General features: G+C 66.9%; 6 protein-coding genes and 2 pseudogenes. 7 read left to right on the top strand and 1 reads right to left on the bottom strand.

The window, feature by feature from the left end:
* Positions 1-74: 74 nt before the first annotated feature.
* The 7 genes and pseudogenes from ACWCSV_RS08780 to ACWCSV_RS08750 all read left to right on the top strand — a co-directional run bounded on the left by ACWCSV_RS08780 (position 75) and on the right by ACWCSV_RS08750 (position 6,652).
* Complete coding sequence (locus tag ACWCSV_RS08780) at positions 75-947, top strand: RNase A-like domain-containing protein (RefSeq protein ID WP_451139928.1); 873 nt, start codon at positions 75-77, stop codon at positions 945-947.
* 28 nt (positions 948-975) lie between these two features.
* Positions 976-1,536, top strand: a complete 561-nt coding sequence (locus ACWCSV_RS08775) for a hypothetical protein (RefSeq protein ID WP_451139926.1) — start codon at positions 976-978, stop codon at positions 1,534-1,536.
* Positions 1,537-1,608: 72 nt separating this feature from the next.
* The gene (locus ACWCSV_RS08770; RefSeq protein WP_451139924.1) at positions 1,609-1,908 is read left to right on the top strand and encodes an RNase A-like domain-containing protein; all 300 of its coding nucleotides are present in this window, start codon (positions 1,609-1,611) and stop codon (positions 1,906-1,908) included.
* 13 nt (positions 1,909-1,921) lie between these two features.
* A complete protein-coding gene (locus ACWCSV_RS08765) occupies positions 1,922-2,578 on the top strand; it encodes a contact-dependent growth inhibition system immunity protein (RefSeq protein WP_451139922.1) in 657 nt (218 codons plus the stop codon).
* A gap of 1,110 nt (positions 2,579-3,688) precedes the next feature.
* Positions 3,689-5,122 (top strand): annotated as a pseudogene (locus ACWCSV_RS08760) (replication initiator).
* A 75-nt stretch (positions 5,123-5,197) separates the two neighbouring features.
* Positions 5,198-5,348 (top strand): annotated as a pseudogene (locus tag ACWCSV_RS08755) (helix-turn-helix domain-containing protein).
* Positions 5,348-6,652 (top strand): tyrosine-type recombinase/integrase, encoded by a 1,305-nt coding sequence (locus ACWCSV_RS08750; protein WP_451139920.1) that lies wholly within the window; start codon positions 5,348-5,350, stop codon positions 6,650-6,652. Before ACWCSV_RS08755 ends, ACWCSV_RS08750 begins: the two are co-directional and overlap by 1 nt.
* Before the next feature lie 502 nt (positions 6,653-7,154).
* On the opposite strand, the gene ACWCSV_RS08745 is transcribed toward ACWCSV_RS08750, so the two are convergent.
* Positions 7,155-14,036 (bottom strand): RHS repeat-associated core domain-containing protein, encoded by a 6,882-nt coding sequence (locus ACWCSV_RS08745; protein WP_451139918.1) that lies wholly within the window; start codon positions 14,034-14,036, stop codon positions 7,155-7,157.
* Between the last annotated feature and the right edge of the window lie 64 nt (positions 14,037-14,100).

Genomic DNA, 14,100 nt, shown 5'->3' with positions numbered 1-14,100 from the left:
TGAAGGACACGGCCGACTCCGTCGCCACCATCCTGCGCGAGTATGCGGAGGCCGCCGTCGATCTGAACCGCGACGTGGCGGAAGAGCTCCACCGCGCCATGTGGAAAGCCGCCAAGGACATCCTGGAGGACCTCGCCAAACCGAAGGACGCCAAGGGCGTTCTCAGCACCGTCACGTCGGTGATCGGCAAGGGCGCGGGCCTGATTCTGTCCTTCGACGTCAACACGGTGCTGAACTTCGACACGGGCAAGCTGAACGGGATCGTCAACAAGTACACCAGCATCCTGGGGGGTCTGACCACCCGCATGGAGGCGCTGAAGGGGCCACTGGACGAGGCCTACCTGAGCGCGCCCACGCTCCAGGCCGGTGTGGCCCGCGCGCAAGGTTTCGGCACGCGGTCCCTGGAGCAGTTCAAGAACTCCCAGGTCTGGCTGAAAGTCGACTCGAACAGCAACTACGACCTGAATCTCGCCGCCAACGAGTACATGAGCGACGGTCACACGTTGGACAAGCACGTAGGCAAGACGGACGAGCAACTGGCGCAGCGCCTGCGCGACCAGCAGGCGAACGGCCCCACCGCCGCGTGGCCGTACGGCAAGCCCAAGATCGGCAGTTCCTCCTCCTTCCCCAACTACCAGCGCGCGGAGGAGTTGACGGAGTACAACCTCAACAAGAACAACGCCGCCATAGAGGCATGGATCAAGGGGCCACCCCCGCCGGCCGACGGCTCCGTCCAGTCCTTCTACTCGACGGCGCCCGACGGCGAGACCAGTGGCCGCAGCGTGAGCAAACAGCCGACGGACCCGGGCGATCCGCTGTCCGGGTACAAACAGGGCGGTCTAAACGCCAAGGGGTACGGCGTGAACGGGATCGACACGCGCGTCCGGTACGACAGCAGCCGCACCCCACCGTTCACGGTGATGACGTCGATGCCGTACAAGCCCTGACGCCGGTTTCCAGAAAGGCCCGCACCACATGTCAGTCGACCAGAAGTCCTGGGAAGCCGCCGTTCACCACCTGTACGAGGACGCATACCCGTACGACGCCACGGGCCCACGCCGTCATGCGGACTGGGTCCTCGACGTCCTCGCACTCATGGCGCGGGTACCGGACCCCCGCGGCTGGGCCGGTCTCGACGACGCGGCCCAGGACCCGGAGCGCGAGGCTTCTCCCACGTACCCTTTCGTCGCCCACCCGCCGGGTTACGTCGCGGAGCGCCTGCGGGAGATCGACCGTGACAGTGCCGAGAACCTGCTCCTCGCGCTCACGGACGACGGCTGCAGGCTGTCCAACCTGCGGCGCTTCGCGGAGAGCGAGGAGGAACTGCGGGTGATGGCTCGTACGATCCTCGCGCGCTTTGGGGACGGGGCCAGTTTCCACACCAACGTGGACAGGCCCGGCTCCGTGCCCGGCACGCTCGACTTCACGACGCCCAACTGGGGACACAGCCCGCTGAGCGTCTACTCGGAGGACTACGGCCTCGTGGTCGTCACGGACGCCGAGGTGGGCATGTTCTGGAACTTCGCCGACTACTGATCCGTCGGCCTGCCGAATGGCGGCCGAGCGGCCCGGCACAGTGCCGAACGGCTGATTTGAGAGGATGTCCGCGTGCTGAATCGTTCCGCCACATACCCCGACCGGGAGACCGCCCAATGGGCCACCCAGCAGGTGGTGACCAGCAACGAGCAGGCCGTCCACCGGTGGCTGGCCCAGAGCACCCGGGCCCGCCTCACCGTCGAGGCTGCGTGGCCTTCCCGCGAGGAGCCCGTGGGCCGGGTCCAGCTGGAGGGCGATCTGTTGGCAGGGCGCGGGCCCGTCGACGTCCGCGCGGCGCGTGTGGTGCTGCGCCGCGAGCCGTCGAGTCCGCTCGGTTTCGTCGTCCACACGACCGTTCCGTTCTACCTGTAGAAGGCGTCCGCACATGTCCATGAAGCCCCTCGAACACGACCGTCGTTACGGCGAGCTGGACCAGGTGATGCGCGCGTACCTGGGGCAGCCGGCGGACGACACCCCGGAGCTGCGGAGCCGGGCGCTGGAGGCGTATCTCCGTCACACCTGGCACACCCGCCCCTCGGCCGTCGCGGAGGCGGAGCGTCAGCTGCGCGAGTACAGCCGTAACCCTCCGGGCCGCATCCGGCAGGAGCTTGGCGAGTTCTACGCGATCCCCGACACCGGAAAGCCGCAGTGGGAGATCGGGGGCTGGCTGTTGGTGCTGGCCGACCACCTCAAGAAGAGCATCGAGGACGGCGACGTCCCGGAGCCCTCGTCCCCCCAGACGCACTGGGAGTGGCACGCGCGCTTTCCGGAGACCGCGCAGCTGCTGGGGGGCTGGTTCTCGCAGGAGATCGTCGACGAGTTCGCCGACCACGACGCCGCCGTCGCCGACTACACGGCCACCAGCAATCCCCAGCTCGTCGCACGCCTCGTGGGCGAGCTCCACGAACTGCTCGCCCTGCCCCTGGACGAAGGCGACTACGCCTTGGCCGCTGCCGAACTCGGCATGGAGGTCGGACCGCCCGAACCGTTCTCCTACGGCGCCTGGTTCCAGTCGCTGGCGGCGAGGCTGTCCGACCTCTGATCCGACCGGACCCCCGCACGGAGGGGCCGAGAGGCCGTTCGACGGTTCAAGAGGTGCACATCAGTTTGCGCAGGCTCGCGACGCGGGTCGTGACATCGCGTCCGCCCGGCTCCGAGGCCGTGGTCTCTTCGGCCAGCTCGGGTGTCTGCCGCACGGTACGGCAGAGTGCGCGGAGGCCGCCCGGGAAGCGCCTCGGCCCGGCCGAGTCGACCGACCCGCGGCTGACGGACCCCGTGCAGCTGCTCCTGCGAGCAATGACCGCTCCGGCGCCGAGGAACCGGCCGCGCATGGCCGCCTACCTCAAGGCCCTCAAGGATCCTCAGGTATGCGCACTCGTCCATCGACGGCCGGTCACCGCCGCCACGGCGAGTAAGAAGCCGGTTGCGCCCCGGACCGCGAGACCGGCGGAGGCCGCACAAACGGCATCGGACACGGGTGGCCCGGAGACCCTGCCGCGGACCAGCCGAGTCTGCGGCTCAGTCGTCCTTCTTCACCGGCTCCAGAATCGCCACGCACTCCACGTGGTGCGTCATCGGAAAGATATCGACCTGAGCAGGCCATGGAAAAGGCGAGGTCAGAGGCGCATTCTTGGCTTGATGTGCAGCTTGAAGGGGGCCAGAGCGTCAAACGAGCGTCACGGCGGACAATCCCGGACTGGTGCGGCCACCCGGTCTCGCGGGCGAGCGAGGCGGATCCCTCGGGATGATTCGGTTGCCGCAGTCTGTTCACGCCTGAGCAGCACGGAGGGGCCAGCGATCCACCAGGATTTTTTGGTCTCGCCCGGACACAGACGACTCGGCCCACCTCCGGCCCAGCTCTGCCGACCGCACTGCTGGACGCGGCCCGGCGCATCGCTGACGCCCACTGTGCCGAGCACGGGACACCGATCACCGCCGCTCACCTGGGGACGCGCATGGGCGTCGCCCTTCCGGTGGCCACCGCAGCGCTCGCTCAGCTCTGAGTCCCGGCCCTCGCTGCCCGAATCCTCCTCGCCGCACCACGCCCGCCCATGGGCCTGGTTCGTCATGCCCCGAGCAGTACCAATACGCCTTCCTGCCTGGCTGGTTGCTGCTCGGGGCCACCCACCCGAACAGAAGGGACACGCCCCGAATGGTCACCCTGGACCTGCGCCACGTGGCAAGCCCCGCCGTACGGGACCTGCTCCACCTGGTCAACCACCCCGACTTCGACCGCGCACAGCAGCAGATCGAACGCCTCGGAGGATGCACCGAACCTGTACGCCTGACCGGCCAGAGCACCACCGTCGACACCACGACCGGTGAGGTTCTGCGCACCTACACCCCCTCCGACGAGCCCACCGGCAGCCTGCTGACCACGTGCGGCAACCGCCGCGCCTCACGCTGCCCGGCCTGCTCCCGCATCTACGCCGCCGACACCTACCACCTCATCCGCGCCGGCCGGCCTCTCCGGCGGCAAGACCGTCCCCAACGCCGTCCGCACCCACCCCCGCGTCTTCGCCACCCTCACCGCCCCCTCCTTCAGCCCCGTCCACAACCGCCCCGACGCCCGGCCCTGCCGCTGCGGAATCCGCCACGAGCCCACGGACCCACTGCTCGGCACACCGCTCAATCCGGTGACGTACGACTACGCGGGTGCAGTCCTCTTCAACGCCCACGCCGGAGCCTTGTGGGCCCGCTTCACCACTTACCTGCGCCGCGAGCTCGCCGTCCGGCTCGGCCTCACCCAGAAGGCCGCCCGCACGGTTCTGCGGGTGTCCTTCGCCAAGGTTGCCGAGTACCAGAAGCGTGGCCTGGTCCACTTCCACGCCGTGATCCGCCTCGACGGGCCCGACGGCAGCACCCAGCCCCCGCCCTCGTACGCCACCGTCGCCGTGCTCGCCGACGCCATCCGCGCCGCCGCACCGCGCGCCCGCATCTCCGTCACCTCGGACGCGCTCGGGGAACGCGAACTCACCTGGGGCCAGCAGCTCGACGTACGCGAGATCGCCGCCTTCGGCACCGAAACCGAACTCACCGACCAGGCGGTCGCCGCCTACGTCGCCAAGTACGCCACCAAGTCCGCCGACGCCTCCGGCACCCTCGACCGCGCCCTGTACTGCCGCCCCTGCCAGGGCCGCGGCGCCACCCTCCTGCCCCACGGCACCCCGCTCCCCTGCACCACGTGCGACGGCACCGGGCAGGCCCTCCCACTGCCCCGGCTCGCCGTTGCACGCCACGTCCGGCAGATGATCCGCACCTGCTGGGAGCTCGGCAAGCTGCCCGAGTTCGCCGCACTCAAGCTCTGGAAGTGGGCACACATGCTCGGCTTCCGGGGCCACTTCTCCACCAAGTCCCGCCACTACTCCACCACCCTCGGCGCGCTGCGCGCCGCCCGCCGCGCCTGGCGCACCGAACAGACCCGCGCCCACGCCGGCCAGCCCGAGCACACCCGGACACCACCCTCGTCATCGGCCACTGGGCCTACCTCGGCACCGGCTACAGCCCCGGCGCCGCCCTCCTCGCCGCCCACGTCTGGCACCGCAGGGAACTGGAACGGCAGTTCACGGCCGAAGGGGGCTGCTGATGGCCTCGCCCCCCGCTCGCAGTCCCCTGTGCGGAGGCGGCACCGGCGCTGGACCTGCTCACGGTGCCCCAGGTAATGGCCCGCCTCCAGCTCGGCCGCTCCGCCGTCTACAACCCTCCTCCGCACCGGCCAGCTCGCCTCCATCACCCTCGGCCGCGCCCGCCGCATCCCCACCCATGCCCTCACCGACTTCATCCGCACCCGCCTCGACCAGGAAGCCGCCTAATGACCACGCCCCGCGACACTCCCGCCTCCCGCAGCGTCCGCGCCAACGGTGACGGAACCGTCTACCAGCGCAAGGACAGCCGCTGGGAGGCCGCCGGATACGTCCTCGCCCCCGGCAACACCCGCCGCCGCGTCCGTGTCTACGGCACCAGCCGCAAGGAAGCCCTGGCCAAGCTCACCAAGAAGATCGCCGCCAGCAACCGCGGCCTTCCCATCTCCTCCGCGCAGGGCAGCGTGGCCGCGTACCTGACGTACTGGCTGGAGAACGTCGCCGTCCACCACCTCCGCGAGACCACCCACACCCGCTACGCCGCCTGTGTCCACCGGTACCTCATCCCCGGCCTGGGCAAGAAGAAGCTCACCAAGCTCACCGCCAAGGATGTCCGCACCTGGCTCAACCAGCTCCGCACCACTTGCCAGTGCTGTGAGCGTGGCATCGATACGGCTCGTGATGAGGCCCGTTGCTGTGCCGTCGGACAGTGCTGCCGCAAGCTGCTCTCCCCGCTGACACTCACCTACATCCACTCCGTACTCAAGTCCGCCCTGGAACACGCCGTCCGCGAGGAGGAGATCCCGCGCAACGTCGCCCGCAACGTCCGCACCGGCACACCCCGGCCCCGACGCTTCGAACCCCTCACCGCCGACGAAGCCCGCCAGTTCCTCACAGCCGCGGGAGGTCACCGGCTGCACACGCTGTTCGAACTCGCCCTCCACACCGGACTCCGCAAGGGCGAACTCCTCGGCCTGCGCTGGGGAGACCTCGACCTCGACCGGGGCACCGCCGCCATCCGCCGTACCCTTCAGCGGACCGCCGCAGGCGGACTCACCACGCTGCCCACCAAGACCCGGGCCTCCGAACGCCGCATCACCCTCCCCACGCGGTGTCTCCAGTCCCTGAAGCTCCACCACGAGCAGCAGCGCGAACGCGAGGCCGCGGGCACCACGTGGCAGCACAGCGGGCACGTGTTCACCACGGTGCAGAGCACACCGATCGACCCGACCAACCTCACCCGCGCCTTCACCACCCTCCTCCGCCGCGCCGGCCTCCGCCGAATCCGCTTCCACGACCTCAGGCACTCCACCGCCACCCTGCTCCTGGAACAGGGCGTCGAGCTCGTCGTCATCAAGGAACTCCTTGGCCACGCCCACATCGGCGTCACCGCCACCGTCTACGCCCACGTCCGACTCCGCCTCCAGCGCGACGCCATCGACACTCTCGGCATCGCACTCCATGGCCCGGCGATCACTGAGACGGCCATCGGCGACGGCGATGAACCGCCGCCCTGTGCCGCCCTCGTCCGCTGACGTTGCCGTCAACCACTGCCGTCAGACAGCACTGGAGCCCGACAGGTGTCACCTGTCGGGCTCCAGATTTGCCAGCAGAAATAGGCTCCACCTATTCAGGTATCGCCACCGTGAGGCGGTGTGCTCGCTGGCATCTCTAGCTATTCAGATCCCAGCATCATGGCATCTCTACCGAGGTCATAGATTTCGATCACACCAGGAGAGTGATCCATGAATTCCTCCCAGAACCCCGGAACTTGCCAGGCTGCAGGTGCCATAGTGAGCGATCCGTCCCACTCTGTGGATACGGTCCACGATGAATGTACCTCTGAATCAACCACTTCGAAGAGTCGCGAGTCAAAGAGGGGCGGAAGTTCGCCTCTACGGAACTCAATCCTGAAGTAGTTCGGTCCGTCCGTCTGGCAGTACGCCTCAAGGACCACGTACACCTGCCCCTGACGCAGGGCATCCGCCCCCTGACGCACACTCTGCTCGTGACCCTCGACGCCGGTGAACCTCACTTTCACGGGGCGCTCCCTCTGAGGTTCATGACGACCTTGTAGTCGTAGTCGTACATGACCTCACCAGACACTCGGTTCATGTAGTAATGCACTTGGTAATCACCGTACGGGCTTTGATGCGTCTCGGTGCTGTACTTGCCCCATTGTGAAGCACCTCCACGTTCCGCGAATCGAGCTTGAAGTTCCTTGTTCCCCATCTTGGTTCCAGGCATTGCCAACCTGGAGCCGGAGATCGCATCAGGTGTCAGCTGGCCACTCTCAGTGAAAGGCGAGTTGGCCGACTCCAGCCGCAATTTCTGCGCAAGCTTCTCCCCTGGAAGGGAACCGGAGATGACATCACAGTTACTGTTGTGAACGAGGACCGGCGTGTCCCCTGCCAGCACATAGTACGTGTGGAGGCGGTCGACAGTCAGGTCGTAGGTCTGCTGCCGCTTCGCAAAGTGGAGCACAGCGACAACCTGGATGGTGTCGCCGCTTCCTGTGCGCAGCAGATCTCCTGGCGTGACGCTGCCGGCGTCGACCCATCGGTTCTGGTTGGGTTCCCAAAACGGGTGCGTGTCTGTGGCGATTACACTTTGGCGTCCGTCGGTTGTGTTGACGGTGATTTTGGTGAAGTGCTTGTCGTCCTTAGTGACGATCGTGTCAACGACTTCTTCGGAAGTGGTCTCGCCGGTGAGGGGGTCGGTCGCGAGTACCTTGTCGCCGTCGTCGACGTCCTCGATGTTTTTGGTGGTGCCGTCGGCGAGGAGGACCTTCGTGCCGGGGAGGAAGCTGTGTGTCCGCTTACATGCGCTGGCGACATCTTCGACTGCGTCGACGGCTTCTTCGGTGCGTTTCCCCGCCTTGAGGAGTTTGGCTGCCTTCAGCCACTTGAGGAAGGGGATGTCGGTGGCGCTCCATGCGCATGACACCATGTCTCCGCCGATGCATGCTGCCCAGGAATCGACATCTGGCAGAACGACGGCACCGACAACGGGCCCGATGTACCTGGTGTAGAAGTTGTCCGGGACCTCGGCATCCTCCACATGGAAGGTGACGTTTTCCTTGGGCTCGGATTTCTTCGCTTTAGCTCTTGCCGACAGAGAGATGGTCGTCACGACACCGATCTTCGACCGCACGGCAAAATGGGTGACGTGTCGATAACTCCAGCCGCCGTAGTAGTCCAGGAAGTATCCGCTGCCGGCGGTTCTGTTGTTGTAGGCCCCCTCTCCTGAATAGGTCTCCCGTTCGTCGTTGTAGGAGGCGCCGCCTACTGGTCCGTCCGGTCGGAGGCCGCTGGGGTCGGAGAGTGTTGCGGGGTTGTTGTTGGCGTAGGTGTATCCGTTCATCTGTTGGGGGTCGGTGAGGTCGAGGAGGGGGTCGACCGAGATGAAGCGTCCGAGTTCGGGGTCGTATTCACGGGCGCCGAGGTGGGTGAGGCCGGTTGTCTTGGTGTCGTCGGTGCCGCCGACGAAGCCCTTGGTGCTGGGCCAGGCGGCGGGTGTCTGTCCTCGGGTTCCGCCGAAGGGCAGGGTGCGGCGCTGGGTCAGGGCCAGGTCCGATGCCCGTACCGCGAGTTCGCCGGTGCCGTGCTGGTCGGCGATCGTGAAGGAGAAGGTGCCGTCGTCGGCCCGGATGGCTGTGTTGCCTCCACCGAGGTCGAAGTACCGGGTGGCCTTCGCTTTGGTGGCCCCGGGGGTGAGGGTGAGTTCCTGGTTACCCAGGTAGAGGGTGGTCTCGGTGGGGGTTCGGCTGATGAGCCGGTTGCCCGAGGCGTCGTAGAGGTAGCTGGTGGTCTTGGCGCCTTCGGTGACGCTGGCCAAATGTCCTTCGGCGTCCCAGTTCAGGTCCTGGCCGGGTCGGGAGGTGGTGTTGCCGTTGACGTCGTAGTCGTAGGTGTCGGTGGCGGTGCCTGCTGAGTTCGTCGTGGTGACGGAGCTGAGGGAGTGGGCTTGGGGCGTGCCGGGGTCCGGGTAGTCGAAGGTCCGTCGGACGTCCTTCGTGGCGTCGCCGGCCGTATCGTGTTTGACCTCGGTGGCGCGGTTGCCGGACTCGTCGTAGGTGAAGGTCTGCCAGTAAGGCGCGACACCGCCGACCTTGCTTGCCGTCGGGGCGGTTTCACACGTGGTGGTGGGCTGCGTCCAGGCTTCGGTTACGCGGCCGAGGTAGTCGTTGGTGAAGCACTGGTTGTCGGTTCCGGACCGGGAGACGTCCGCAATCGAGAGCACGTTGCCGGATTCGTCGTAGCCGTAGGTCGCGTACCGGTCGACGCCAGGCTGGTCCTGGCGGTCGACGCGCGAGGTGGCCAGTCTCTGGGTGCCCCACTCGTACGTGTTGGTGACCTGAGTCCTCAGGGCGCTTGCGGTGAGGCCCATCTGGTACTGCATGGGCTTGCCGGTGAGGCTGTAGGCGGCGCTGGACGTCATGCCCTCGCCGGAGACCGTGAGAGGACGGAGCGTGCCGTCTTCGTACGTGTAGCTGAAGGAGCCGCCCGCGAGTGAGCCGGCTGCGGAATAGCTGACGGTCTGGGGAAGCCCTGAGGGGAAGTAGGCGGTGCCGGTTCTATACGTCCCCTGCAGTGCGCCTTCTGAGGACGGGATGGTAATGGAAGTTTGAACCGGGCGGTAGAGCCGGTCATAGGACGTCACTGCGGAGGTGTAGGCGATGCCGCCGACGTAGCGGATGGACTGAGCAAGCTGTCCCTTGGCGGACGCGACCGTGTCGTAGACCTGCTTGGTGCGCAGTGGTCCAGTTGCGGAACCTTCTCGCACTTCGGTTTGCCGGCCGAGGTTGTCGTAGAGGTAGGCAAGGCCTGGGACGTCGGTGCGATCTCCCTTGACGAAGGTCACCTGCCCGCGGTCGTCATAGGTGGTGTGGGTAGTTCCCTTGTCGGGGTCGGTGGCGACTGTCTGGTGCCCGACCTGGTCGTACTGGTAGCTCCAGCTGTTTCCGCCCGGCTCTGTGGCCGTCTTGAGCTCACCGCGGGGGGTGTACGTGTAGAGGGTGGAGTCGAAGGGCGTGTCAGCCGTGCGGCCGTGGTGCTGCCGCAGCTCGACGGTGTTGCCTCGCGCGTCGGTGAGAGTGGTCGTCGTGGTCCCGCCCGCGGGCGGGATGACGGTGGTGCGGTCTCCTCCGAAGATGGTCTTCGTGGTGTTGAGGACCGCTCCGCCATCTCCGTTTCCGGCCATCTGTCGTGTCTCGACCGCGCGGTTGAGGCCGTCGAACGTGGTTCGTGTCTGTGTTTCGACGCTCTCGGCGTCTTCGGGTTGGAGTATCTGGGTGCCCGGCTTGCTGGTGGCGTAGTAGGGGGCGAAGGACTTGGTGGCGAGGCCGCGCTCGTCGTAGAAGACGTCCGTGACGATGCTGCCCCCGATCGGGCCCGGAGTCTGTGTCTGGCGGTCTCGGAGGAAGCCGTCGTAGAGGGCGTAGGAGGCGATCTGTCCGCCGCTGTTGTTCAGTGTCTTCGTCGCGACGGCAACCGTGCCTTCCTCAACGGTGTACACGAATTCCTGGGAAGGGACCTGTGAGGTGCGTCGGTCGGCGAGCCATACCTTGATGCTGCGTCCCAGCGCGTCGTAGGTCAGCTCGGTGACGTTGTTGTTCAGGTCCGTCTGCTTCACCGGCACGCCCCGTACCGGGTCGAAAGCGGTGACGGAGTTGTGCGCGGACGATGCATCCGCGGTGTTCGCGGGCGGCGACGTCACCGTGACCTCGGTGGTGTTGCCGGTCGCGGGTGTGTACGTCGTGGTCGTGGTGCGCCCGTCGGTACGGGCTGTGCGTACGGGTGCCCCTGCGCCTGTGACGGTGACCTCGGCAACGAGGTCGGTCGAGGTGAGGGGGCGGCCGTAGCTGTCGTAGGTACCGCCGGATTCCAGGTAAACAGCCTTGGTGCCGTCGTGGCTCTTCAGGGTTGCGACCGCGGAGGAGTCACCCTTCGTCGGTGCTGCACCGTATGCGCCGCCGTCGTAGGCGGTGCGTACGTCGGAGAGGACATCCTTCGATCTGTCGGTCGTGGCGTCGCACGCCTTCGTGACGGTCTCGGTCCGGCTGGGCAGGTCGAGGATGTTGGCGGAGGTAGCCGGAGGGTAGGTAGTGCGGGTGCAGCGGTCGTCGGCCGCGGTGGAGTCGTCGCCGAAGTCGTCGACCTGGATGACCCGTCCGGCGATGGTGTCCTGCTGAGAGGCCGTCGAGGTGGTGCGCCACTTGGTCCCCGCGCCGTCGTCGAGGGAGACCCAGTTCTTCGTGCCGGCTGTCCCGATGAGGTTGGATGTGACGGTGCCCCAGGTGCGCACCTTCTTCGCGGTCTCGTAGTGCCAGGGCCTGCTGACGGACTTCGTCAAGATCCTGCCGCCAGGCTTGTCGAACATGACGGACTTGTAGCCGAACCCGGCATTGGCTTCGAGGTCCGTGATCGGGTCGCCTTCGCCGGCTCCGAGCGTGACGGACACGCTCTTGGTGCCGCCGGTCGCGTCCTTGCGGTCCCCGTCCATGCCCCGCAGGAAGTAGGAATCCTGCTGGGTTCGCATGGCGGCGTCGCCGCCCTGACCGCCGGTGCGGACCCGGACCTGGCCGTACCCGCGCCACTGGGACCAGGTCTTCTCCTTCTCCTTGGTGATCCCGTCGTCGTCGTCGTAGTGCCAGGCGGCATCGCCCAGGTACTCGTACGTCGTCACCTGGTCCGGAGCGCCGCCGATGCGGTCCGTCGCCGTGACGGACGTGGTGACGTATTTGTTGAACCAGTGCTGCTGGGCAGGGTCGGAGTCGCTGCCACCGAGGTACTGGGGGAAGCAGCGTGTGGTGTTGGCTTCCGGGGTCGGCAGTGAGGTCCAGGTGCAGGCCGGGCTGGAGTAGTTGGCGGTGATCTGGCCGCCGTACTCGTCGGAGACCGACATCAGCCGTTCCTTGACGAACGGGGCGAAGCCGTCACCCGTTTTGTCCAGGCGGTTTTCGAGTTGCTGGTAGGCGAACGTCGTCTTGGGCAGGGTGATGGTGGGCGTGGCGGACTCACCGGTGTGCTCGATGCTCGTCAGCAGCAGCTGGTAGTCCGTGTCGGCCATTCCCCAGCGGTGGTCGAACTTCCACGAGTCGGCCTTGGCGTAGGTGCCGTCAGCCTTGAGTACCTGGGTGTATATGCCGGTCAGGCGCTTGCGGGTCCAGAACGACGGGGAGAGCCGGCCGTTGTCGCAGGTGGTGTCGGCCTTGCAGTTGAGGTCGTAGGGGGTGTCGTACCAGTAGAACGACTTGGTGTCGATGGTGTCTGCCGCGCACGTGACGCCGGACTCGGGCAGGCAGCGCTCGCTGCTGTCGAAGACGACTTGGGCCAGGGGCTTGCTCGCGTACAGGTCTGCGGACTTCTGTCCGTAGTCGATGCGCTGGAGGTAGCCACCGCGGGTGTAGGAGGTGTCGTCGTCGGCCTTGAGGTTACGGCCGTAGGAGTTGGTTTCCTGGGCGTAGTGGTAGCTGATGGTGTTGCCGTGGGTGTCGACGGCGTAGTCGAGGTTCCACCGCCAGGCCTGCTGGCACCACGAGTCCGCGAAGGTGGCCGCGTGGCACTCTTCGCCGGTGTCGTCGCCGTAGACCGGCATGGTCCAGGTGGAGCCGGTGGTGGCCTTGCCCGTGGTCCAGCCGGGCAGGCGGTTGTATCCGAAGAAGTACTGGGTGCCGTCCGGCGAGGTGAGGCGCCAGTACTCCCCGTCGTTGTCCCCGTTGCCGCGGTCTGCGGATTCGAGGCGTGTGATCCGGGTGCCGTCGTCCTGCTTCAGCTTGAACTCGTCCGTACCTGCCGGTACGAGTTCTCCTCCGGCACCGTTGAACGAGATGACCGCGTTGTCGTACGCCCAGCACATGTCGCCCGGCTTGCTGCCGTCCGCGTTCTTCACACCGTCGTCGGAACAGGGCTTGTAGCGGCGTTCGATGAAGCCGGGCCACATGTCGAAGCCGTCGCCGATCCAGGAGCCCTGGTTGTTGGTGCCACCGGTCCGGCCGTCGATCGCGCCGGAGGAGTAGGAGAGTCCGACGTTCGGCTTCAGGCCACCGGGAACGTCCGGTGTGGGGATGTCGTAGGACCAGGTGAAGTCACCGGTGTTCAGATTCGTCTTCCAGGTGGAGGACGGAGCAAGCGGTGTCGCCTTGTAGTCGCCCTTGTCACCGCCGGCCGAGGCAGTGACGGCCAGCACCGTTGCCGTCCCGGCGCTGAGGGTCACCGCGTCCGCGGTCAGCGTGCGCTCTGCTGTGTTGTTGACCGCCGCAACCGGGTCCGCCGTGCGGCACTGCTCCTCATCCGGAGTGGTCAGCGCACAAGAGGGGAGCTCGACCAGTTGGACACGCGACGCGTAGGAACCGCCGAACGACTCGGCGAAGCTGGTGTAGTCGACCGATACGGCAACGGCGCCCTCCGAGGCCGGTGCATCGTCCGACGTCTGCGCTGGGGCGGGCGGCTGGAGGGTGAACAGCATCCCGTTCACACCCGCCTTCGTCGCGCGACCGTGGTCGAGGATGCGGGACTCGACCTGAGCGGGCGTGTGCTCGCGCCGTTTCCCGGTCTTCGTGCCATCTCCGCCTCGCGATCGGCCCACCGCGATCGGCTGGGTCTTCGCCTGGGTCAAATCGGTGACCCCGGACGGGGGAAGAACGACGGTGGCCTGCGACGCGGCGGGGCTCTTGGCCCGAGGCGACCGTGCCGGGTGCACGGGCTGCTTGTCCGTAGCCCTCGGTTTGACCTTGACGCCTCTCGTCACAGCAATCGGCTTCTCCGATGCCGGCACCCCAGGCAGGTTGGACGAGGCCGCGGTGGAGGTAGGGACGGCCGCTGCCTGCAGCAAGGTCGCGATCATCACGGTGGACAGCGCGAGGGAGGCGCGGCGTAGCGCCCTCGCTCCGGGCAAGGATATTCGTCTGTGTTTCATGAGGTTCCTTTATCCATAACTGACAGGCGCCGGGCGCTCGTTCGGAGAGGGCCCGGCGCGGTGG

It is taken from the genome of Streptomyces sp. NPDC001770 (assembly GCF_053596135.1).
The sequence above is the reverse complement of the archived record's forward strand: the minus strand, read 5'-3'. Positions and strand labels throughout refer to the sequence as shown.

What these genes read in the sequence shown, in the direction of transcription:
- ACWCSV_RS08775 (WP_451139926.1), top strand. Translation starts at nt 976, where the DNA reads ATGTCAGTCGACCAGAAGTCCTGGGAAGCCGCCGTTCACCACCTGTAC.
- ACWCSV_RS08765 (WP_451139922.1), top strand. Translation starts at nt 1,922, where the DNA reads ATGTCCATGAAGCCCCTCGAACACGACCGTCGTTACGGCGAGCTGGAC.
- ACWCSV_RS08750 (WP_451139920.1), top strand. Translation starts at nt 5,348, where the DNA reads ATGACCACGCCCCGCGACACTCCCGCCTCCCGCAGCGTCCGCGCCAAC.
- ACWCSV_RS08745 (WP_451139918.1), bottom strand. Translation starts at nt 14,036, where the DNA reads ATGAAACACAGACGAATATCCTTGCCCGGAGCGAGGGCGCTACGCCGC.